16 protein-coding genes and 3 pseudogenes are annotated in these 21,293 nt (G+C 38.0%); 7 read left to right on the top strand and 12 right to left on the bottom strand.

The genetic code is table 11. From position 1 onward, the window contains the following. Positions 1-138 precede the first annotated feature (138 nt). Positions 139-225, bottom strand: a pseudogene (locus P6280_RS04185) (R.Pab1 family restriction endonuclease); the annotation flags it as partial. Between the two features lie 147 nt (positions 226-372). On the opposite strand from P6280_RS04185, the pseudogene P6280_RS04180 reads away from it, so the two are divergent. Continuing rightward, positions 373-766: pseudogene (locus tag P6280_RS04180) on the top strand (HrgC protein). Between the two features lie 95 nt (positions 767-861). On the opposite strand, the gene gyrB reads toward P6280_RS04180, so the two are convergent. From gyrB to P6280_RS04155, 5 genes and pseudogenes are all read right to left on the bottom strand, one after another. Beyond that, positions 862-3,183 carry a DNA topoisomerase (ATP-hydrolyzing) subunit B gene (gene gyrB / locus P6280_RS04175; RefSeq protein ID WP_283237080.1) on the bottom strand — a complete coding sequence of 774 codons (2,322 nt, stop codon included), beginning with the start codon at positions 3,181-3,183 and terminating at the stop codon, positions 862-864. Positions 3,184-3,194: 11 nt separating this feature from the next. Further along, the gene (gene dnaN, locus P6280_RS04170) at positions 3,195-4,319 is read right to left on the bottom strand and encodes a DNA polymerase III subunit beta (RefSeq protein WP_283237079.1); all 1,125 of its coding nucleotides are present in this window, start codon (positions 4,317-4,319) and stop codon (positions 3,195-3,197) included. A 55-nt stretch (positions 4,320-4,374) separates the two neighbouring features. Next, positions 4,375-5,442, bottom strand: a complete 1,068-nt coding sequence (locus P6280_RS04165; protein ID WP_283237078.1) for a phospholipase A — start codon at positions 5,440-5,442, stop codon at positions 4,375-4,377. 14 nt (positions 5,443-5,456) lie between these two features. After that, positions 5,457-6,785 carry a sodium-dependent transporter gene (locus P6280_RS04160; RefSeq protein ID WP_283237077.1) on the bottom strand — a complete coding sequence of 443 codons (1,329 nt, stop codon included), beginning with the start codon at positions 6,783-6,785 and terminating at the stop codon, positions 5,457-5,459. Between the two features lie 12 nt (positions 6,786-6,797). Further along, positions 6,798-8,128: pseudogene (locus P6280_RS04155) on the bottom strand (sodium-dependent transporter). Positions 8,129-8,367: 239 nt separating this feature from the next. Between P6280_RS04155 and ybgC the strand changes: the two are divergent. Further along, a complete protein-coding gene (ybgC, locus tag P6280_RS04150) occupies positions 8,368-8,769 on the top strand; it encodes an acyl-CoA thioesterase YbgC (protein WP_001203795.1) in 402 nt (133 codons plus the stop codon). Further along, complete coding sequence (locus tag P6280_RS04145; protein WP_283237076.1) at positions 8,759-9,019, top strand: HP0495 family protein; 261 nt, start codon at positions 8,759-8,761, stop codon at positions 9,017-9,019. The genes ybgC and P6280_RS04145 overlap by 11 nt, the downstream gene beginning before the upstream one ends. On the opposite strand, the gene murD is transcribed toward P6280_RS04145, so the two are convergent. Then, positions 9,016-10,284, bottom strand: coding sequence for a UDP-N-acetylmuramoyl-L-alanine--D-glutamate ligase (murD, locus tag P6280_RS04140; RefSeq protein WP_283237075.1), 1,269 nt, complete (start codon positions 10,282-10,284; stop codon positions 9,016-9,018). The genes P6280_RS04145 and murD overlap by 4 nt on opposite strands. A gap of 1 nt (position 10,285) precedes the next feature. Then, complete coding sequence (gene mraY, locus P6280_RS04135) at positions 10,286-11,347, bottom strand: phospho-N-acetylmuramoyl-pentapeptide-transferase (RefSeq protein ID WP_096398420.1); 1,062 nt, start codon at positions 11,345-11,347, stop codon at positions 10,286-10,288. Between the two features lie 125 nt (positions 11,348-11,472). Here mraY and P6280_RS04130 point away from each other — a divergent pair, with 125 nt between their 5' ends. The 3 genes from P6280_RS04130 (at position 11,473) to P6280_RS04120 (ending at position 13,889) form a co-directional block, all read left to right on the top strand. Continuing rightward, positions 11,473-12,315 (top strand): HpaA family protein, encoded by an 843-nt coding sequence (locus P6280_RS04130; RefSeq protein ID WP_283237074.1) that lies wholly within the window; start codon positions 11,473-11,475, stop codon positions 12,313-12,315. A gap of 99 nt (positions 12,316-12,414) precedes the next feature. Then, positions 12,415-12,603 (top strand): 50S ribosomal protein L28, encoded by a 189-nt coding sequence (rpmB, locus tag P6280_RS04125; RefSeq protein WP_001119000.1) that lies wholly within the window; start codon positions 12,415-12,417, stop codon positions 12,601-12,603. A 149-nt stretch (positions 12,604-12,752) separates the two neighbouring features. Beyond that, positions 12,753-13,889: a potassium channel family protein gene (locus tag P6280_RS04120; protein WP_000462009.1), complete on the top strand. Its 1,137-nt coding sequence runs from the start codon at positions 12,753-12,755 to the stop codon at positions 13,887-13,889. Positions 13,890-13,920: 31 nt separating this feature from the next. On the opposite strand, the gene P6280_RS04115 is transcribed toward P6280_RS04120, so the two are convergent. The 4 genes from P6280_RS04115 to hofC form a co-directional block, all read right to left on the bottom strand. Then, positions 13,921-14,286 carry a hypothetical protein gene (locus P6280_RS04115; RefSeq protein WP_283237073.1) on the bottom strand — a complete coding sequence of 122 codons (366 nt, stop codon included), beginning with the start codon at positions 14,284-14,286 and terminating at the stop codon, positions 13,921-13,923. 14 nt (positions 14,287-14,300) lie between these two features. Next, positions 14,301-16,838: a putative barnase/colicin E5 family endoribonuclease gene (locus P6280_RS04110; RefSeq protein ID WP_283237458.1), complete on the bottom strand. Its 2,538-nt coding sequence runs from the start codon at positions 16,836-16,838 to the stop codon at positions 14,301-14,303. A gap of 107 nt (positions 16,839-16,945) precedes the next feature. After that, positions 16,946-18,343 (bottom strand): outer membrane beta-barrel protein HofD, encoded by a 1,398-nt coding sequence (gene hofD, locus P6280_RS04105; protein WP_000453233.1) that lies wholly within the window; start codon positions 18,341-18,343, stop codon positions 16,946-16,948. 71 nt (positions 18,344-18,414) lie between these two features. After that, complete coding sequence (hofC, locus tag P6280_RS04100; protein ID WP_033582579.1) at positions 18,415-20,001, bottom strand: outer membrane beta-barrel protein HofC; 1,587 nt, start codon at positions 19,999-20,001, stop codon at positions 18,415-18,417. A gap of 277 nt (positions 20,002-20,278) precedes the next feature. Here hofC and P6280_RS04095 point away from each other — a divergent pair, with 277 nt between their 5' ends. Further along, positions 20,279-21,223 carry a catalase family peroxidase gene (locus tag P6280_RS04095; RefSeq protein ID WP_283237072.1) on the top strand — a complete coding sequence of 315 codons (945 nt, stop codon included), beginning with the start codon at positions 20,279-20,281 and terminating at the stop codon, positions 21,221-21,223. Positions 21,224-21,293 lie beyond the last annotated feature (70 nt).

The following is a 21,293-nucleotide window of genomic DNA, read 5'->3' as shown; positions in this document are numbered from 1 at the left end:
ACGATACAAGTTTGAAGCCTGGCCTTGTTTTTATAGCTTTATGAAGTGCGTTTTATTGATGCATGGTTATTTCTCATAAATGGTTTTATTTCGTCTTATAGCGTTGGGTATTTTCTTTTTAATCAATCCGTATCATTATTAATTTTGAAGTATTTTTTCTAAAATCTTTAACACATCGTCATGGTGCACTTGGCTTAAAAGTCCAAAAATTTTAAGCATTTTTAAAGGTTAAAAAATGCTTTTTACAATCCAATAACCAAAGAGCTTGTGTGGGCAAGCGATAATTTTATTCAATCAAAAAGCCTTTTTTGATCAAACCCCTTGACTTCTCTCTCTCGCTCTCGTATAGTGTAACAGATACTAAAAGGAGGCATGATGGCTACGACTATCAACTTGAAAAAAGATAATCTCATTAAAAAGGGGTTTGTTGGGTTTTCTTGGACAACTTTATTTTTTAACTTTTGGGTGCCCGTTATTAGAGGCGATGCAAGATGGGCGATAGTCATTGTTCATCTTCCTTTTCTGTTATTCTTTTGTGGTGGTTGCCACCATTGGTGGAATGTTTGCAGATACAGATATTGATAAAATTCCAGATGATGAACTTATAGGGATATTTTTAATAGTTTCTTTAGGTAGTATAATTATTAATACAATATTTGCATTTACCTACAACAAACAATACACGACCGGACTTTTAGAAAGCGGCTATGAACCCACTGATGAATACTCTAGGGGTATCTTGCGATCAAAAGGTATAATCGCCTAGTGCTTTCCCCACGCTCAATAACAGGGCGTGTAATAAGCCCCTAAATTCACGCTCTCTCGCTTATTTAAATATTTAGGGGTTCTAATCAAAATCTCTTACACATCTAGCTGCTTCACATCTTTAGCATGCGCTTGGATAAAGGCTCTTCTAGGCTCTACCTCATCGCCCATGCAAAGCGAAAAGACTGCATCGGTTTTTTCTAAATCTTCAATCTTGAGTTTGATTAAACTGCGGTTTTCTTTATGCATGGTCGTTTCCCACAAATCATTGGGGTTCATCTCGCCTAGCCCCTTATAACGCTGGATATTCGCTCCCTTTTTAGCGTGATTTTCCACTTCTTCTAAAAACGCCAAAATATCCTTATTTTCTAAGAAGTCTAAATTATACTCCATAAGCTTTTGGTAAGTGTAATTCGCTTCTTCAAACAACACTTCTTTAAAGAGGTTGTCATCTAGGTTAAATTCCACCAAGCCTTTAGGGGTTTGCGCATGCAAATGCAAGCTTTCTTCAGTAGCAAAAGAGCGTAAGATCTGGTAATTCAAGCCCTCTAATTTTTCCAAAATGCTTTTTTCTAAAATTTTCATATCAAAGCTTAAGGCGTCCTTAGTTTCAATCAAAAAGCGTAAAATTTCTAGAAAATTGTAGCGTTTTTCTAATTCCAAAAGCGCGTAGCGGTAATGGCGCGCCACTTTTAACAAATTCATCAAATCGTTCTTGCCAATCCCTTCAATATCCACCGAATTGATGCCATGCTCAATTAAGAAATGATCCAAAGCGACGCTGTCTTTAAGATAGATTTCTGTCTTGCCTTTCTTGTATTTGTAAAGAGGGGCTTGAGCGATATAAACATGCCCTTGTTCAATCAGCGGGCGTAAATAACGATAGAAAAAAGTCATCAGCAAGGTTTGGATATGGCTCCCATCCACATCAGCATCGGTCATGATAATGATTTTATGATAGCGCAATCTTTCTATATCAAAACTCTCTTGAATGCCGCACCCAAAAGCCGTGATCATGTTTTTAATCTCTTCTGATTTTAGGATTTTTGACAAATGGCTTTTTTCCACATTTAAAATCTTACCTTTTAAGGGCAAAATCGCTTGGAAAACTCTATCGCGCCCTTGTTTAGCGCTCCCGCCCGCGCTATCGCCCTCCACTAAAAAGATTTCGCTCTCTAAGGGGTCTTTACTCTGGCAATCGGCTAATTTTCCAGGCAAAGTGCCGACACTCAAATTATCTTTTTTCCTTGTAAGCTCTCTGGCTTTTTTACTGGCTTCTCTGGCTTTTGCGGCTAAAAGGGCTTTATTGGCAATGATTTTGGCTTCGTTAGGGTTTTCTTCTAAAAATTGATGGATTTTATCATAGACTAATTTTGAAACCAACGTGCGCGCATACGAACTGCCGAGTTTGGATTTAGTCTGCCCTTCAAATAAAGGATCGCTCATTTTCAAGCTCACAACAGCGATCAACCCCTCTTTAATGTCTTCAGAGATGGGGCGCGATTCTCTTGTCTTAATGTTTTCATCAATATATTGTAAAATCGCCTTAGACAAGCCCATTTTAAAGCCCGCTTCATGCGTGCCGCCCTCAGAAGTTTTAATGTTATTCACAAAGCTTAAAGTGTTTTCATTGTAATCATCAGCATACGCTAGAGCGACTTCTATAGAAGTGCGCGTTTCTTCATCCATGCTTTTAAACGAAATAATGGGGGTGAGTAATTCTTTTTTAGCGCTGTCTTTAACGAATTGTTTCAAGCCGTCTTCATAGAAATAAGTCTCTTGCAGTTGGGTTTTTTCTTCTTTGAAAGAAATTTTTAAGCCGTCATTAAGATACGCCATTTCTTTGAAGCGCTTTTGCAAAATACCCGCTTGAAATTCAACGACTTCCATCACGCTTTCATCAGGGAAAAATTCAATAGTTGTGCCACTTTCTTTAGCGCTTTTGGTTTTGCCAATGATTTCAAGCTCGCTAATGGGGATACCCTTTTCAAACTCCTGGCGATAGATTTGACCCTCTTTTTTAATGGTCATAATCAAGCGTTTGCTTAAAGCGTTCACAACCGAAACGCCCACGCCATGCAAACCGCCTGAAACTTTATAAGTATCGTTATCAAACTTGCCCCCCGCATGCAAAATCGTTAAAACCACGGTGCAAGCGGGGATTTTTTCCGTGGGGTGAATATCTATAGGAATGCCTCGCCCGTTATCTTCTACAATGCATGAACCCTCATCAGTCAAAGTGATATTAATCGTATCGCAAAAACCCGCCATGCTCTCATCTACAGCGTTATCCACGACTTCATACACCATGTGGTGCAACCCACCCACATTGGTATCGCCAATATACATTCCAGGGCGTTTCCTAACCCCCTCTAAGCCTTTTAAAACCTTGATACTATGGCTCTGGTAATTTTGCATTCAATCAGCCTTTATAATGTGATTGGCATCATCAAAGTGGAAATTTTAGCGCTCAAGTGGTTTTGCTTTTCATCAAGAGGCTCTTGGATCAAAAAAGGCGAAGAAGGCTCATTGCACTTTAAAACAAATTGCGTTGTCCCTAAAGCGTTTAAGGCTTCAAGGAAAAATTTCGCGTTCACGCCCAAATAAAAGGCTTTTTCAATATCCAAACCTTTTTCAATCTCAACAGAGGTTTTAGCCGTTTCGCTATGCTCAGAATCCAAAGATTCAAACAAAGCGTTGTTTTTTTCCAAAGTGAGTTTAATAGTGGAGCTTAAAGAACTGCACAATTTAATGCTCTCTTTAAATTCTTCCTTGCCTAAAGTGAAAGAAGAAAGATATTCTTTAGGGAGGATTTTTTGATAATCAGGGTAATTCCCATCAATGAGCTTGGTGAAAAAAGTGTGCGTTTCGTTTTCAACCACCGCTAACATGCCATCGCTTTTAAAACTGAAATTTTCATAAAAAAGCTTAAGGATTTCCAATAAAGCTCTTTTAGGTAAAATACAAGAGATGTCTTCTTCAGTGGAATGGATAGAGACTTTTTCTAACTGCGTGTAAGAGAGCCGTTTGGTATCCGTGCCTACTACTGAAAGGGTTTGATATTTTTGATCAAATTGCATTAAAATACCGGCTAATTCCCTTTTATGGCTGGTTTGCTCAATCACAGGAGCGATCTTTTTAAACGCATCTGTTAAAAAGGGGGCATTGACTTCTAAACTCACTTTTGGCTCAATAACAGGGAATTCAGGGAACTCATCAGCGTCAAACATGGGGAGTTTGAAAGAGCTTTTATTTTGTTTGATCACCAAGCTGTCATCTTTAGTCTCTAAAATAATATTAGAGTCTTTTAAGCATGAGATAATATCCAAAAACTTTTTCCCATTGATCGTGCCAACGCCCTCTTTATCGCTAGATTGCGTAAAAATATAGCTTTTTAGCCCAATATCTGAATCGCTAGCTTTCAAAAAAAGCTTATCTTTAATGACTTCTAAATGGATGTGTGAAGCGATAGAAGAAGCGTCCTTTTTATCCAAAAAAGCTTGCAAGTAGCGCAAAGCATTTTCTAAATCGTTTTTACTAACACTGATTTTCATAGCTGAATAATCCCCTTGAATTTTTGGTCTTAATTATAGCATAAAAGAACGCTTTTTAAGGGTTTAAGCGTATTCCTACCCTTATACGATTGGAAAAAACATCGTATTCATACAAGCCATCGCCATAGCCGTTAAACCACTGCGCATAAATCCCCACAAAAGGGTTAATGCGGTAGGTATAGCCTAAGCGGAAAGCTCCATGCCAGCGATCATAACGCCAGTATTGCGTGAAAATATCATAAAGTTGCAATTCAAAATGGTGGCGCCCTCTCCTGTAATCAACTTTAGCGTTACCATACCCCATGTAATCAATCAAATTAGGGTTGGATTGATCATAAGGGATATAGGGCCAATAAGCGACCATGATTTTCAAGCCTCCCTTTTCCCACACCAAACGAAACACAGGGCGTTGCCCCGCGCTCACCGAACGGCACCCCCCCCAGCGCACATTTTTTTGCCCGTTATAATCTTTAACGATTACAGGTTGTCCTGGAAACTGGTTTTCGGGATTGCCTTCTTTATTAAAAGGCTGATAACATTGCGCGCCCCCCACGCCATTAGAAATGTGTTGCCAACCTATCCAAATCTCAGAAAATTTCCCTATTTTACCCCCAAAAGGTTCAAAATTGATAGGATAAACATAAATGAGTTCAGGCATGAAATTGATCATTCGCATGGGAGCGGATTGGGGGTTATTGTAAATTTGAAACCAGTTAGTTTGAGTATAAGCCAGATAAAGCGTGCCTTTAGTCCAAAGAATATGCCTAAATACAGGCACTCTAAAACTAATTTGGAACTTAAACTCATTGCGTTGGTACGGGTTGATATTGGGGTGGTACCATTGAAAAATGGGGGTAAAACTATGATAAAAAGGCAAAAAATAAGTGCCTAGATAATCCATCATGTTTAAATATTTTTTAGCAAAATCCACCCAAGAATGTTCTTTGGGGGCTTTTTGTGGAGGGAGATACCAGGCATTGGACAAATCGTTTTGCGTTTTAATGATGTGCAAATCCTGTTTGCGCAAATAGTAGTTATAATCCACCTTAAAATTATCTTGTGAAAATTTTTTGCCTTCTAACTGACAAACTACAAAAATCATAAAGAGCAAAATGCTTTTCATCAAGCATCCTTATTTCACTTAAATTGCAAGATGAAAATCGCTAAAATCACTACAGGCGCGATAAAACGAACGCTAAAATGCCACGCTTTAAAAGCGTTTGCGTTAAAGAAATGCTTCGTGGCTAAAAAAGAGCGCTTTTTATTTAAAATCCATCCTATAAACAAGACTGAAAACAAGCCTCCCAAAGGCATTAAAAATGAAGAAGTGATGAAATCCAACCATCCAAACACGCTCTTATGAGCAAAACTCAAAAACTTAGCGTATCGTTCATTCATAGAAAGAATGACTAAAACGCCTAAAACATACACAACAATCCCTATCCATAGCGACGCTTGAATGCGCGAAAAGTTAAAACGATTGATGAGATAAAGTGCTAAAGGCTCTATCAAAGAAACCGTGGAAGTGATCCCGGCAAAAACAAGCGCCATAAAGAAAAAAAGCGAGACAATCTGCCCGCTCATGCCCATTTTAGCGAAAGTCAAAGGCAAGGAAATAAAAACAAGCCCTGGCCCTTGAGACACATCTGCATGGTATTCAAACACAAAGGTAAAAATCATCACCCCGGCAATCAAAGAGATTAAAATACCGGGCAAGACAATAAATAAAGAGCTTTTGAATAGATTTTCTTTTTTGGGCGTGAAAGCTGAATAAGTAATAATCGTGCCTACCCCCAAACTCAAAGAAAAGAACATCTGCCCTAAAGCGTCCATAACAACCTTAAAATCAATCTTTTGAATCTCAAAATTAAATAAAAAGTGCAAAGCTTTAGGCATGCTTTCTAAAGTCATCGCATAGATTAAAAGCCCTATGAAAATCACAAACAATAACGGCATAAGCACTACATTTAATTTTTCAATCCCCTCTTCAATCCCCCTAGAAACAAACCATATTGTCGGCAATAAGCATGCGCTAAAGCCAATAACAGGCCAGATTAAACTGCCATTTTGGAGCATGCTAAATTGCATTTTAGCTTGCTCTAAATCTTTAGGCAAATCAAAAGTTACCACAAAAAGATAGTAAAGCACCCAGCCTAACACCACCGCATAAAAGGATAAAATGAGAGGGCCGCCTAAAATAAAAAAAGAAGTGAAAGGGTAATATTTTTCCCTTTTAGGATCTAGTATTTGATAATTAGAAACAACATCTTTTTTACCCATATTTCCAATCAGCATTTCCACTAAAAGCATAGCAATGCCTAAACTCAAGGTTAGCGCTAGATATAAAAGCACAAACGCACTCCCCCCATTATGACCTACCATATAAGGAAAGCGCCAGATATGCCCTAAACCGATAGAGCTACCTAAAGTGGCTAAAATAAAGCCTAATTTAGAAAATTTTCCCATGCCAAATATTTTTTAATAAATCTTGCTCAACCAGATGGAAAACACAATTAAAGGGGTGATATATTTAAGCAAGAAATACCAAGTTGCAAACAATTTAGGGCCTAAAAAGTGTGCGCTCAAAAGACGCAATTTTTCTTTTTTCAAAACCCAGCCCATAAAAATAAAGGTTGCCATCCCGCCTAAAGGCATGATGATGGTGCTTGAGGCAAAATCCAACCAATCAAAAAGACTTTTTTCAAAAAAAGTGAGTGAGTCTTTATAATCGTTATGAAGCGAAAAAATCAACACCACGCCTACGATAAAAATTAGCGCTACAAGACCCCAAGTAACCTTAAAACGAGAGTATTGATACCTTTCGGTAAGATACATCACGCTTGGCTCTAATAAAGCCACCGTAGAAGTGATGCCAGCAAAAGCGAGCGCGAGCAAGAAAAGAACTGAAACAAGAATACCTATCGCTCCCATTTGGCCAAAAAAACCACCGGTAAAGAAGTGAAGATTAACCCTGTGCCTTGTGAGACATTCGCCCCATATTCAAACACAAAAGTGAAAATCATAAGCCCTGCCACAAGAGAAATCAAAATCCCTGATAAAACCACCCAAATAGTGCTTTTAAGCAAATTCTGCGTTTTATCAGTAACCGCAGCATAAGTAACATTGATCCCTAAACCTATGCTTAAAGAAAAGAAAACCTGCCCCAAGGAATAAGTGAACACTTGAGAAGTCAAATCTTTTGGTTTGAAATCAAACATGAAATGAAAAGCTTTAGAAAAAGAATCCATGCTCATCGCATAGAAAAGCAAACCAAAAAAAGTAGCAAAGAGTAAGGGCATTAAAACCAAATTGAGTTTTTCAATGCCTTCTTTAATCCCCCTAGAAACGATCCATCCGGTTATTAATAAAACACTAAGAAGTCCAATGGATTGTAATCTAATGGATTGTAAGGTATCATTAAAGATTTGTTCAGATGCTTGGATGCTGTTAGGCAAATTAAAACTAATATCCACTAAATAATAAAGCACCCAACCTAAAATCGTGCCATAAAAAGTCAGTATTAAAGGCCCAGAAATAAGCAAAAGCCCTGCGTATTTCCAGTGTTTTTTAGGGTTAGTGTCAAGCTCTTTAAAAGCTTCTGTTACATTTTTTTGCGTGCTTTGTCCTAATAGCATTTCAGCGATAAACATCGCCGCACCAACGCTTAAAGATAAAAATAAAAACAATAAAACAAAAGCACCCCCACCGCTCACCCCAGTCATATAGGGGAAACGCCAAATATGCCCTAAACCAATCGCACTCCCTAAGGCCGCTAAAACAAATCCTAATTTGGAAAAATGATTACCCATTTTTAAACTATCAACCTCCTTGTAAATGATTAAAATTAAAGAGCAATGTCTTTAATCGTCCAACTATTGCTGTATTAGTTTTCTAAAATCTTTAAAGATCTTAAGATTTAAGAAAAAACCACTTTAAAAATACCTAAAAAAAATATAAAGCAATGCCCCTGGATTATACTATTATACTATAGTTAAGTTACATATTGTATAATTTTAAGAAAATTTCATTATTTAAGTAAGGGGAATCAATGCGCTGTAGGGTATATTACGAAGATACCGACTCTGAAGGCGTGGTCTATCATGCGAATTATTTGAAATATTGCGAAAGGGCTAGGAGCGAGTTTTTTTTTAAACAAAATGTCTTGCCAGAAAATGAAGAAGGCGTGTTTGTTATCCGCTCTATCAAAGCGGATTTTTTCACCCCCGCAAGCCTTGGGCAGGTCTTAGAAATAAGAACGCAAATTAAAGAATTAAGAAAGGTTTTTGTGGTGCTTTTTCAAGAAATTTATTGTATCCAAAACGCTTCTTTAGAGCCTATGAAGCCTTTTAAAGTCTTTGCTTCAGAAATCAAGTTTGGCTTTGTCAATCGCTCTACATACAGCCCTATTGCCATTCCTAAATTGTTTAAGGAGCTGTTCAATGCCATCTGATTCAGGAAAACCCACCATTATTTACCCTTGTCTTTGGGATTATAGGGTGATTATGACTACTAAAGATGAAAGCGTGTTAAAAGAGCTTTTAGAAACCTACCAACGCCCCTTTAAATTGGAATTAAAAAACACTTCTAAAAACGCTAAATTTTATAGTTTTAATGTTTCTATGGAAGTTTTAAATGAAGCAGAACGGAACGAAATTTTTCAAAAAATTTCACAATTAGACAAAGTGGTTCAAACGCTTTAATCTTTTAAAACAAACGCTTTAAATTTTTCACCCCTTTCTTTATACGAAGAAAATTGATCCAAACTGGCCGCACTGGGGGAAAGCAAAGCGATTTCATTTTGCGATAAAACGCTTTTAATTTCTTGAACCGCTTTTTCTAACTCCAAACAAACCCGACAAGAAACATTAAATTCTAACGCTAAGGCTTGAATGATAAAAGCGCTTGATCCTATCGCATAAAGGCTTACTTCATGATTTTTAAATTCTTCAAAAAGGGGGGTTAAATTGACCCCTTTAATATCGCCCCCTAAAATCAAATGGATTTTTTGGTTTTTAAAGGTTTTTAGAGCTTGTAAGGTGGCATCAATGTTTGTGGCTTTGCTGTCATCTACCCACAAACGCCCTTGTTTATCCCTAAATTCTTCCATTTTATGCGAGCCGATTTTAAAAGCGTTCAGTCTTTTAAGGGCGTTTTCTCTATAATCTTGCCATTTTAAATTCTTTATTTTTAAAAATTGCTCATAAACTAAAAGGGCTAATACAGCGTCTAATAAAAACGCTCCCTTAAAAAAAAGGGCGTTAGAAGGGATTTTTAAACACTCTAAAACCTCTTCGCTTTTGTCAAAAAAGATTTTTTGTGCTTGCGAGTTTTGAACGCTTGAATGTTCTTTGAATTTTAAAGGGAGGATAGCGAGTGAAGTTTTAGGCATCAATGTTAAAACCTTGAGTTTAGCGTTCAAATAATTTTCAAAATTGCAATGCCAGGTCAAATGATCAGCTTCCACATTGATGAGCAAGTAGATTAAAGGGTAAGCCTTATTAGTGTAATGCAAAGAAAAGGAGCTTGTTTCTAACACCCACAAGGGCGATTGTTTTTCAAACAATTCAATCAAGGGCGTGCCGATATTCCCCCCACTCACAGCCTTAAAATCTTCTAAAAGCATGGTGAGCATTTCTGTCGTGGTGGTTTTACCATTAGTGCCGCTAACACTTATTATAGTAGGCGTGAAAACCAAATCAAACAAGCTATCAATATAATCGTATTCGCTCACTAAATGCTTGGCTTTTATGACTAAAGGGTGCGTGAAGCTAATGCCAGGGCTGACTATCTCTAGTTGGGAATCATTAGGGTTGAAATCCTTACTGGGATAGCAAACAAAACCCTCGCTATCTTTAAAAGATGCAGTGAATTGGTCATCAAAAAATTTGACTTCGTTATGGTTTTTTCTAAAAAAACGCCCTAGGGCTAGAGTGGTTTTGCCATGCCCCAATAAAGAGATTTTCATTTTAACGCACCTTCAAGCTTAAAAGAGCGACTAAATTACTCAGCATGGAAATGATCCAAAAACGCACGATCACCTTATTTTCTGCCCAACCCTTTTGCTCAAAATGATGGTGGATAGGCGCCATTAAAAAAAGGCGTTTTTTACGGGTTTTATAACTCCCTACTTGCAAGATCACAGACAAAGTTTCTACCACAAAAATCGATCCCATTAAAACCAATAAAATTTCATTATGCGAAACAATAGCGTTATAAGCGATAAACCCTCCTAAGGCCAAACTCCCGCTATCGCCCATAAACACGCTTGCCGGGTTGCAGTTATACCACAAAAAGCCAAAGAGCGATCCCACTAACGCCAGCGATACAACAAACAATTCCCCCACATCTATGACTTTAGGATAGAGCAAATATTTAGAAAATTCCGCATTCCCTGCCACATACACAAAGATAGAAAGGCTTAAGAGGGTGAAAATGCTAGGCACGCTCGCTAAGCCGTCTAACCCATCGGTTAAATTCACCGCATTGCTCGTGGATAAAAAAACCAACACCCAAAAACCAACTGCTAAAATCGTGGGCATTTCAAACAAGGGGTTTTTCAAAAAAGGCGCGTATAAAAAAGTGTCCAATCCCTTAAGGCTCAACAAAACAGACACCACAAGCGAAAGGACAAAAAGCATGCCAAATTTCATTTTTGCGCTCATTCCAGCGTTATTTTGTTGGTTGATTTTAGTGTAATCGTCTCTAAAACCCACAAAACTAAAGCCCACTAACACGATTAGCCCTAACAACACATAAAGATTACTCAAAGACGCGCACAACACGCTCGCAACAATGGTTGCAAAAACAAAAACAATCCCCCCCATCGTAGGGGTATCCTTTTTATTCTGGTGGCTTGGCACGAAGCTAGAAATGGGCTGGTTAGCCTTTTTAGCCTTGGCCCATAAAATGAATTTAGGCATTAAAAAAAGCGTGAGGAAAAAAGCTATGAAAAACCCTAACCCTGCTCTAAAGGTCAAATACTGGAAAAGATTGATATTAAAATAGCCATATAATAAAGAATAGAGCATAAAATCCCCTAAAATCGCCATGCTTGAAATTTAGAAAAAAGAAAATTGTAGCGCAAATTGACTCGCTTAAAATCAGCATGAGTTAAAGTATAATCACGCTATAACTTAATTTTTGGGAGTGTTTCATGAATTGTTTCTTTTTTAAGCGTTTATTTTTTTCTCAAAGACTTTGTTTTAAAACGCTAATTTCTTTGGGGCTTTCAAGCGTGTTGATTGGCTGCGCGATTAAACCAGTTGCTGAAGTAAAACCCCAAAACCAACAAGAAAAACCCATTCAAATTAATGAAAAAATCCAAACCACTCAAAAAGTAACGCCATTCAATTTTAACTACTCTTTGCATGTCGCCCAAGCCCCACAAAATTATCGTTTGATCGGTATTTTAGCGCCGCGCATTCAAGTGAGCGATAATCTAAAACCCTATATTGATAAGTTTCAAGACGCTTTAATCAATCAAATCCAAACTATTTTTGAAAAAAGAGGCTATCAAACGCTCTTTTTTAAAGATGAAAGCACTTTAACTTTACAGGATAAAAGAAAGCTTTTTGCTGTTTTAGATGTGAAAGGGTGGGTGGGCGTTTTAGAAGATTTGAAAATGAATTTAAAATATCCCAATAATCCTAATTTAGGCACACTAGTGGATCAAAGCTCAGGCTCTGTGTGGTTTAGTTTTTATGAGCCAGAAAGCAATCGTGTAGTCCATGATTTTGCTGTGGAAGTGGGAACTTTTCAGGCAATAACCTATACTTACAAACAGAGTAATTCTGGAGGGTTTAATTCTTCAAACAGCATTATCCATGAAGATTTAGAAAAGAATAAAGAAGATGCGATCCATCAGATTTTAAACAAAATATACGCTTTAATCATGAAAAAAGCCGTAACGGAATTGACAGAAAAAAATATTTCTCAATACAAAGAGGCGATTGATAGAATGAAAGGCTTTAAAAGTTCTATGCCTCAAAAAAAGTAGTTCTTAAACGAACCATTTAAAAATTAGCCTTAAAATCAGTCTTTTTAAAGGCTATTTTAAGTATAATGCAAAGTTTATTTCAATATTTAAGGATACACAATGGCAAAAAGATGTGCTTTAACTTTTAAAGGGCCTATGGTAGGCAATCATGTCAGTCATGCGAACAACAAAAACAAACGCCGCTTACTCCCTAACTTGCGATCCATTAAGATCCAATTGGACGACGGCACGACTAAACGCATTAAGGTGGCTGCTTCCACTTTAAGAACCATGCGTAAAGGGGCTTAGCCGTTTAGGGTTTTTATAACATCTTTAAAAACCCTTAAAACTAAACTTCTTTATTAAGCATCAATTCTAGTGCGATTGGGCTTGATATTTTAAGGGAGTTTAAAAATGAAACGCTTTCAAAAGAATTTATTTTGATCTAGGAATTGGTTTTGTTTGAAAAGTTGAAATTTTTTAAAATCAAAAAAGACGATGAAAATCAGCCAGAAGTCAATTTAAATTCTGAAATCTATGAGCAATTTAAGGTCTTTAGACTCCCGCTTATTTTAATCCAATTACTCGTGCTTTTAGGCACTCTAGGATATTTCGCCCTAGAAAATTATAGCCTTATGCAAGCTTTCTTTCAAACGACTTACACCATGACAGCTACAGGGTTTGGTGCTTTAAATGAAAGCCAGTTTGGGCCTATAAGTATTTTTTTAACTTCCATTTTAATGTTTTTTGGGGCAGGAATTATTGCCTTTAGCGTGGCTATTTTAGTTAGCGTGGTCAATAAAGGCACGCTTACCAGATTGATTAAGGAGAAAGGTATGATTTATAAAATCGCGCGCCTTAAGGATCATTATGTGATTTGTTACCACAACGAATACACCATTGAATTGAGCAAGCAATTCCGCTCCGCTCAGATCCCTTTTGTGGTCGTGGATAATGACCCTAGTTTTGAAGAAGAAGCCATTAAGCACAAATACCCCTACTATATCATAGGAGATCCGCACACCAATTTAGCCATGCTCAAAACCCACTTAAGCAGCGCTAGGGGCGTTGTGGCTTTGTCTAAGATTTTACCGGTGAATGTGGCGTTGATGGTGAGCGTGCGCTTGTTTGAAAAGGAATTAAAGCGCAAACCTTACTACATCATTGCGAGTGCGCATAGCGATGAAGGCTTAGAAAAATTAAAAAAATTAGGGGCTGATATGGTGGTTTCCCCTACAAAACTCATGGCTCAGAGAGTGAGTGCGATGGCGGTGCGTCCGGATATGGAAAATATCTTAGAGCGTTTTATCAATAAAAAAGACACGCTTTTAGACTTAGAAGAAGTGATTGTCCCTAAAACCAGCTGGCTTGTGTTAAGGAAATTAAAAGAAGCCCATTTTAGAGAGATCGCTAAAGCGTTTGTGATTGGTATCACTCAAAAAGATGGCAAATACATCCCCATGCCTGATGGAGAAACGATCATCGCAAGCGAATCCAAGCTATTAATGGTTGGCACTTCAGAAGGTGTTGCGACTTGTAAGCAACTCATTGCTAACCATCAAAGACCCAAAGAAGTGGATTACATTTCCTTGTGATTGATACAGCCTTTTTTAAATAAAAATGTTTTTATGCGTTAGCGTTTAAGGTGTTGGTTACTTCTTGCTCGTTAGCACGCATGCTCGTATTGAAATCGCTAAAAAAGCTTTCGTATTCTTTCATTTTAATTTTCAAGCTTTCGCCGGCGTTACTAAGCCATTCAATGGAGTTTCTCAAACTGCTATCAATCTCGTTGGCGTTTTTGAAAAAATCCAAACTTAAAAGCACTTCTAAAATCCTAACAATGCCTTTAAGGCTTAGTTCCACTTGTTCGCTAAAATGAGTATTAGAATTTAAAGCGTTTTGCAATTGCTTTAAAAGCTCGTTAGTGGTTTCTTTAACCTGTGGTTGTTCGCTTATCTCTAAAGCGCTATTAGGTAGATTAGGGTAGTTCATGTTATTCCTTATACTTAATTTTTTGTGGTATGATTAGGTTCTACAGAGTTTAAAGAATTAAATGCCTTTTCTTTAGTGATTGCTTGCGGAGTAGACCGTAACGCTTGCTTCTCTGTATCATACAATTCATAACTGCTTATCACCCAATGATTTTCTAATTTTTCATTTTTCCACTCATTATTTAAACCTACTCTCTTATTCCCATAATCTACAAACACACGCCCTAAACTATCCGTCCCTTTAGTGCCTTTCTCTAACACTTCAGGGATTGATTTAACGATATTTAAGGCGTATTCTTTAGCTTCTGCTTCACTTAAGCCTTTCTTCATCTCGTTAGATATTCTACGCTCTAATATATGCGCTAATCCATAACCGTCGCTATCTTTAGTCTTTGGCGTTCCCCAAACTAAATCAATATCCCCTAAACCTTCCTTATGAAACGCTCCCGCTACAAAACCTTTTTTAGTTTCTAAAAGCTTGTTGATCGCTCCTAAACCATCATTTTTAAACTCGCTATAATTATGTCCCCATTCGCTAGGCGTTTCAAGTTTTGGTTTAATCGTTTTCTCGTTTTCTTTTTGCCTGTCCTTAACGGCTTGTATTAAGCGCTTTAAGGTAGGGTTATTTTCATTAGGCTCTCTATTGGCCATTAAAAGGTAATGCGTGAAATCGTAAATATCAATGTCTTTAAATTCCTTACTATTAGGATCGAACATGTCTTTTGTAACATCTGCGATCTTGAATTCTTTCAAACCTTTTTTAATGTTATCGCTTCTTAAGGCTTCAAATAACGCTTTGCTCGGATCATCAAACCTCGCAAATCGTGCTACGCTTGCTCCTAAAATCTCGCTTATATCGCTCACGCTTTGATCGCTCTTTTCAAACATGTCTAACGAACTCGTTTTATAGAATTTTTCGCTCAAATCTTTCAGGCTTTCGCTTGTGCTTTGATAATTCTTTAAATTCGCAAAACTGCGATCCATAATATTGCTTAGATAAGCGTTTAAGCTCACATTAGGAAAACTCATATCATGGATTAAATTGTGAAAACTGCCCGCATTATCTACAAACATTTTTTTCACTTTTTCATAGCTTTTAATATCGTTTGTAAATTCTTTCTGCCAGCGGTTTAATAACTCTATCCCTTGCGTTTTAGTGCGTGGCATGTTAAACATTAAAAGGGCTAGGTTGCTATCGGTTACATTAGGATGAGTAGCCTTATCAAAATTAAGATTTTTAGCAACGATATTTTTTAATGAGTAAATGCTATCAGCGTTTAATTGGGTTTCTAATTCTTTTAATTTAGGCTCGTAGTGGATTAAAACCGCTATCGCATGATCGCTCTCGCTATTGAAGCGGCCTTGATTAGATGAAGCCGCTAAATTGTTGATCTCGGTGTTGTTTAAGCGTTTAGAAGGCAAGCGCACTAATAGCTCGTCCGGCTTTAAATCTATGTGATAATATTCCTTGATCGCTCTTTCGTAAGCAAAACGGCTTTTAGGCGTGAAATTTAGCATGCCTTGGACTCGGTGGTTCCCTGCGATCACTTGGCCGTCGTGTAAAACGATCGGTAAATCTTCAAAACCTCCACTCCCAAATATCTTTTTAGGATCAAAATTCTCAGCAATGCTTTTAATCTGTTCTTCGTTCATGTCCGTGCGTTTTTGCGTCCCGCCTGTGGTAAAGCTTGGTTTTAAATCTTTTGCTTTCACGATCGCATAATCTAGATCGTAAATCTCTCTTTCATTCAACCGAACTCGGCTTTTAGGGATTTGCGTTTGTGTGTGTGTGGGTATATCCTCTCCTACTTCTATTTTAGTCTGACTTTCAATGTTTCCTGCATTGCCTCGCTCGTGTTCTAATTTCTTTTTTAAAGCTTCTTTGCGTTTTATCTCTTGCTCTTTTAAGCGTGTAAATTCTTTTTCGCTTTCTAGCTTCTCGCTTTCTAACTTGGCAAGCTTTTCGGCGTTAGCTTGTTCTAATGGGCTTAAATTTTGCGTTTTTAGCGGGTTTGTGGTAGGATTAGTTTTAAGGTTTGAGGTGCTATAGTTGATGCCATCTCTGTAATCGTTAGATAGTGTCGCAATGGTATCTAACTCCCTTAAAACCTTTTCATCTCTTTCAAAACTTGTAATCATATAATGATTTTTTAGTTCGTTATCTCCCTTAAACTTACTTAAAATTACTTTTGAATTGTTTAGAGTAATAACCGCATAACCTGGCCTGTCTTCTTCTTTAGTTCCTTTTTGTAGAATGTTAGGGATTTCATTAAGTAGTTCGTTAGTCCTTTCTTCGGCTTGTTCTTTTGTTAATCCTAACTTTTTGTATTGTTTTTCTCGCTTTTCTAATATGTGCGCTAACCCATAACCTACGCTGTCTTTAGTCTTTGGCGTTCCCCAAACAAAATCAATCCCTCCTAAATCATCCCTAAACGCTGTGCCTGCGACTTTTCCGTTTTTCTCTTGTAATAATTTCTCTAACGCTTCCTTAGGCTTTAGGGCAAACTCGGGGTAATTCTTGCCAAATTCTTTGAGGGGTGTTATAGTAAATATTGAATAATAAAGTTAAATAAGGCTTTTTGAGTATTAATATTTGATTGGAGCAGAGCCTTTCCATATTTTAAAAAGGCTAATCAAAAATATCCATTAAGGATAAAATGCTAGTAAATCCTAAAACCATAAGTGATATTAAACATTATATGGCTCCTGTCAGAATACACATTGTGCGTTAAAGGCTGTGTCCCAGGCCCGTTAGGATCGACTGGAACATACATGCCACAATACCCAATACAATAGCCTTTTTTGGTGATATTGCCATAATATTCTAGTTTTAAATCCATTCTAATATTATACCTATTAGAAAAATAACTCAAAAAGAGTGCAAGACTCCTTTCATCAGCCCTTGGGCTATCCGTCCAACGGCCTAAAATTTTCCAACTAAACCCTCTATATTGTGAGCCTACATACAAAAACCCGTTGATAACATCAGCGCCAACAATATTGTTAATTTCTGCGTCGTAAATACTATTCGTCCAGATATTATACCCCAAAGGATCCCCATAAATACCTATATCACCGTTAGCGTTACCGATATTTTTATAGACACTGCCCCCAAATTGCCACTTGTTATAGTAAAAACGGGTGCGGAAGAAATAAGTTTGCCCGCTTTTTCCTAACGGCACTTGTTGGAAGAGGATAATATCATTCTGATTGGCTGGAGTGGCAAAAATGGGGAAAAACCCCACGAAAGTGCCTACAAAACGAAAGCCTTTATTGTTGAAATTAGGGTTGGTGTCATAAGTGATATTAATGCCTGGCGCATACATTCTTTGAAAGATCGCATAAAAATAAGGGTTGATTTTTAGGTTGTCTTTTTCATATTTCAAATCCGCAATCATTAGAGCCTTACCGCTTGTATAGTAGCGCCCAAAATACCAAAACCAGTCGCTTGACGCTGAAGCCCTAGCGTCTGAATACATCACCCTTAACCTGGTGTCTTTATATTTGACGAAGCCTTCAACCCCTTGAGTGTAAGAAGTGAACCAATCATACTCTTCAGCATCATAGCGCCCCCCTTTCACGCCAAAACTGAATTTGTCTTTTTTGTAGTTGTAGCTCAAAAAAGCGTTATGCACCATGGCTAAACGAGGTTTTTGCACTTGCAAACCACTATGCCCTGCATACCAACCAATATATTGCCAAAAGATACCCGCTCCAAAAGGATCGGTCCTAGAGCCGGGCTGGCCATTAGGGATATTGTTGCCTTGATAGGCGGTAGAGTCATAGGGAAGCGCTGCCATCATAGCCCCCACTTCCGCTCTCAAACCCTTGTATAACCCCATGCTCAAATTCAATTCGCCGAGTAAAGAAGTGTAGCTACCTGTAGGATAAATGTCTTTAGAAGGCTGGTATCTTTGGTTGTTAAAACCAAACTTGGTATAGCTGCTCACCTTTCCAACAATGCTCATGTTGAATTTATAAGCTTGAAGTTTGGACAAAAAAAGACTAGAAAAAAGCAAAAAAAATAGAGAGTAAGAAAAATATTTCTTAACTTCCAAAACCCTAACTCCCAAAGATATTAAAATAAAAATACAAAAAAGGCATATCTAAGAGATATAGGGAAACTCTCTTAGAAACTATAACTAATGTGTGTCATCAAATGGCTTCTATCTTGAGTGATGCTTTTTGCGATACCGCCCATGTTTTGAGGACCTTGCGCGAACGCAGAAGATTCAAACAAACCATTATTCAAGTTAAGCGGTTGCCCGTTTGGCCCAAGGAAACCAGTTCCAGGGTTGTAACCCGCACGGATTTGGAACTCTAACCATACGAGTTTGAGACCCGCTTTAACATGCTTGCTGAACTGATAGTCTAAATACATACCGATACCATATTCCAAAGCCCTTGGTGCAGTGGTGAAGCGCTGATAAACGCTCCAACTGAACTTACCATGCTTACCTCCACCTTTAACATACTCGGTGAACGCATCAGCATCGGTAATGTTGTCAATCCCCGCAAACCCTAAGCTGTAGATACTGCCAACCCATTGTTCGATACCATCCACAGCGATGATGTTACCCCAAGTACCTAAGTTCATGTTAGGGTTACCAATGTTGAGATAAGCACCACCAACCACAAAGTAGTTGTTAATATCTATATGGTGGCGTAAAAAGAGCGTCGCACCACCAGGACCTTGCAAGCCACGCCACTTACCATTATCCAAGAACGGATCCCAAGTGTTATAACGAGCGGGTGCGTAACGACCGTATTCAGCGTTATTCCAACGATAGTCATACAACGCATAGAAAGTCGTTCTGTTTCTCATGCCTATCCCTCTAAACTCAGGATTGGTATCATACTCTACTTTAAAACCGGGCAATGTGCCTACTTCTGGGATAAGATACACATAAGGGTGGATCATTAAATTCTTTGTAGGGCGATAAATAATACCGGCTTTATGAATACCCCAAGGCTTTTCACGATAGATAGGGAACAACCATTGACCATCAGCGATACCACGACCCCAAGAGCTAAAAAGCAAGAACTTCATCTTATTCGTGAGCTTGAAAGTCCCATAAAAACCTTGGAACAATTGGTAAACCCAATCCATTTGCTCCTGCTCCGTAACATCAAAGCGACCCATTACCATATGAACCCTGTCGCTATCATAGGTGAGATTCGCTTTATAAACTTCATAGCGTCTTGAACCCCCAGGCAAGTAGGCGTTAGCCGGATAGTAGTTAGGGAACAAGCCGTTCCACTCACCCATATATTCCCAACCAATACCTCTAGGGTTAATGACTCCACCTGGCCCTGATTGCTGCCACATTTTAGTGGCATTCATACAAAGGCTCAAAGAATCAGTGCCGCAAGAAGTTTTATCCCAATAGCTTGGGGGGGTAAAATCCTTTGCCCACCTATCATACCTAGTGCTATCATAAACTTGTCCGCCCAAAACACCGCCTAAATTCACGGTCCATCCCCTACCTAAATGCACAGACCCCTCTAGTTTACCCGTAAGGTTAACAAAAGTTTCCGTGGGATAGATACCTTTAACAGGGTTAATAGGCGAATGGTTAAAACCCACTTTGGAGAAGTTGATAAAATCCCCATGCACTTCATAAGTAACCGCCCCTAATGAACCCGTAGTGAACAATAATGGCAAGGTAAAACGCTTTAGCAATGTAGCTACAACTTTTCGTTTCTTTAATTTCATTCCTCTTCCTTACTTTACCTGAGAATAGATAAATTACTCTGTAGAAGTAATTGTAGCATAAAAGAATATAGAATTAGTTTAAAATCAAGCTAATTTTTCTTAAAAATTACAAAATTTAAAACGCAAGTTTATCCTTAAAAGCTTGCTCATCGCATGCAAATGGATAGGATAATCTTTTAATATCCTAATAAGATATTTAAAAAGGCTTTTTTAAGGCCAAATAGGGAATTTACTGATACAATAAAGCATTGTTTTATATTAATAATAAGGATCAAGAATGAAAAAAATTGGTTTGAGCTTGTGTTTGGTTTTTAGCTTGGGTTTTTTAAAAGCCCATGAAGTGAGCGCTGAAGAGATTGCGGATATTTTCTACAAACTCAACGCCAAAGAGCCTAAAATGAAAATCAACCACACTAAGGGGTTTTGCGCTAAAGGCGTGTTCCTCCCTAACCCGCAAGCAAGAGAGGATTTAGATGTGCCATTACTCAATGAAAAAGAAATCCCTGCGTCTGTAAGGTATTCTTTAGGAGGCGTGGCGATGGACGATAAAAGCAAAGTTAGGGGAATGGCGTTAAAATTAGAAAATCAAAACGCTAGCTGGACAATGGTGATGCTCAATACAGAAATCAATTTTGCCAAAAACCCTAACGAATTCGCCCAATTTTTTGAAATGAGAATCCCTAAAAATGGCAAGGTGGATGAAGCAAGAATCAAAAAGCTTTATGAAGAAGTCCCCTCTTATAAGAATTTTGTCGCTTACACAAAAACGATAGGGATTAGCTCAAGCGTGGCTAACACGCCTTATTATAGCGTGCATGCGTTCAAGTTTAAAGATAAGAAAGAAAAATTATTGCCTGCGAGATGGAAATTTGTGCCTAAAGACGGCATCAAGTATCTTAACCCCCAAGAATTAAAGCAAAAAGATTCAAATTATCTGCTTTCTTCATTCCAACAACACCTTAAAACTAAACCCGTAGAATACCAAATGTATCTGGTGTTTGCGAATAAAAATGATGCCACCAACGACACGACTGCGCTTTGGAAAGGCAAACACAAGGAATTACTGGTAGGGACATTGAAAGTTGAAAAATACGAAGGAATGGGTTGCAATAAAGATGTGTATTTCCCAGCCGATCTCCCTAAAGGCGTGGAAGCCCCTACTGATCCCTTATTCCAAATCAGGAATGAAGTTTATGGGATCACTTTTAGCAGAAGGCAATAAAAAGGCTAAGGCAAATCAAAATATAAGTTGATTGAAGAAATGCGTTTTTATGGGTTTGGGGGAGTAGAAT

This window comes from Helicobacter sp. 219-2, assembly GCF_030053225.1.
Lineage (GTDB): Bacteria > Campylobacterota > Campylobacteria > Campylobacterales > Helicobacteraceae > Helicobacter > Helicobacter pylori_C.
The sequence above is the reverse complement of the archived record's forward strand: the minus strand, read 5'-3'. Positions and strand labels throughout refer to the sequence as shown.

Coding starts and splice junctions, on each gene's coding strand:
- gyrB (WP_283237080.1), bottom strand. CDS start 3,183: ATGCAAAATTACCAGAGCCATAGTATCAAGGTTTTAAAAGGCTTAGAG.
- dnaN (WP_283237079.1), bottom strand. CDS start 4,319: ATGAAAATCAGTGTTAGTAAAAACGATTTAGAAAATGCTTTGCGCTAC.
- P6280_RS04165 (WP_283237078.1), bottom strand. CDS start 5,442: ATGAAAAGCATTTTGCTCTTTATGATTTTTGTAGTTTGTCAGTTAGAA.
- P6280_RS04160 (WP_283237077.1), bottom strand. CDS start 6,785: ATGGGAAAATTTTCTAAATTAGGCTTTATTTTAGCCACTTTAGGTAGC.
- ybgC (WP_001203795.1), top strand. CDS start 8,368: ATGCGCTGTAGGGTATATTACGAAGATACCGACTCTGAAGGCGTGGTC.
- P6280_RS04145 (WP_283237076.1), top strand. CDS start 8,759: ATGCCATCTGATTCAGGAAAACCCACCATTATTTACCCTTGTCTTTGG.
- murD (WP_283237075.1), bottom strand. CDS start 10,284: ATGAAAATCTCTTTATTGGGGCATGGCAAAACCACTCTAGCCCTAGGG.
- mraY (WP_096398420.1), bottom strand. CDS start 11,347: ATGCTCTATTCTTTATTATATGGCTATTTTAATATCAATCTTTTCCAG.
- P6280_RS04130 (WP_283237074.1), top strand. CDS start 11,473: ATGAATTGTTTCTTTTTTAAGCGTTTATTTTTTTCTCAAAGACTTTGT.
- rpmB (WP_001119000.1), top strand. CDS start 12,415: ATGGCAAAAAGATGTGCTTTAACTTTTAAAGGGCCTATGGTAGGCAAT.
- P6280_RS04115 (WP_283237073.1), bottom strand. CDS start 14,286: ATGAACTACCCTAATCTACCTAATAGCGCTTTAGAGATAAGCGAACAA.
- hofC (WP_033582579.1), bottom strand. CDS start 20,001: ATGAAATTAAAGAAACGAAAAGTTGTAGCTACATTGCTAAAGCGTTTT.
- P6280_RS04095 (WP_283237072.1), top strand. CDS start 20,279: ATGAAAAAAATTGGTTTGAGCTTGTGTTTGGTTTTTAGCTTGGGTTTT.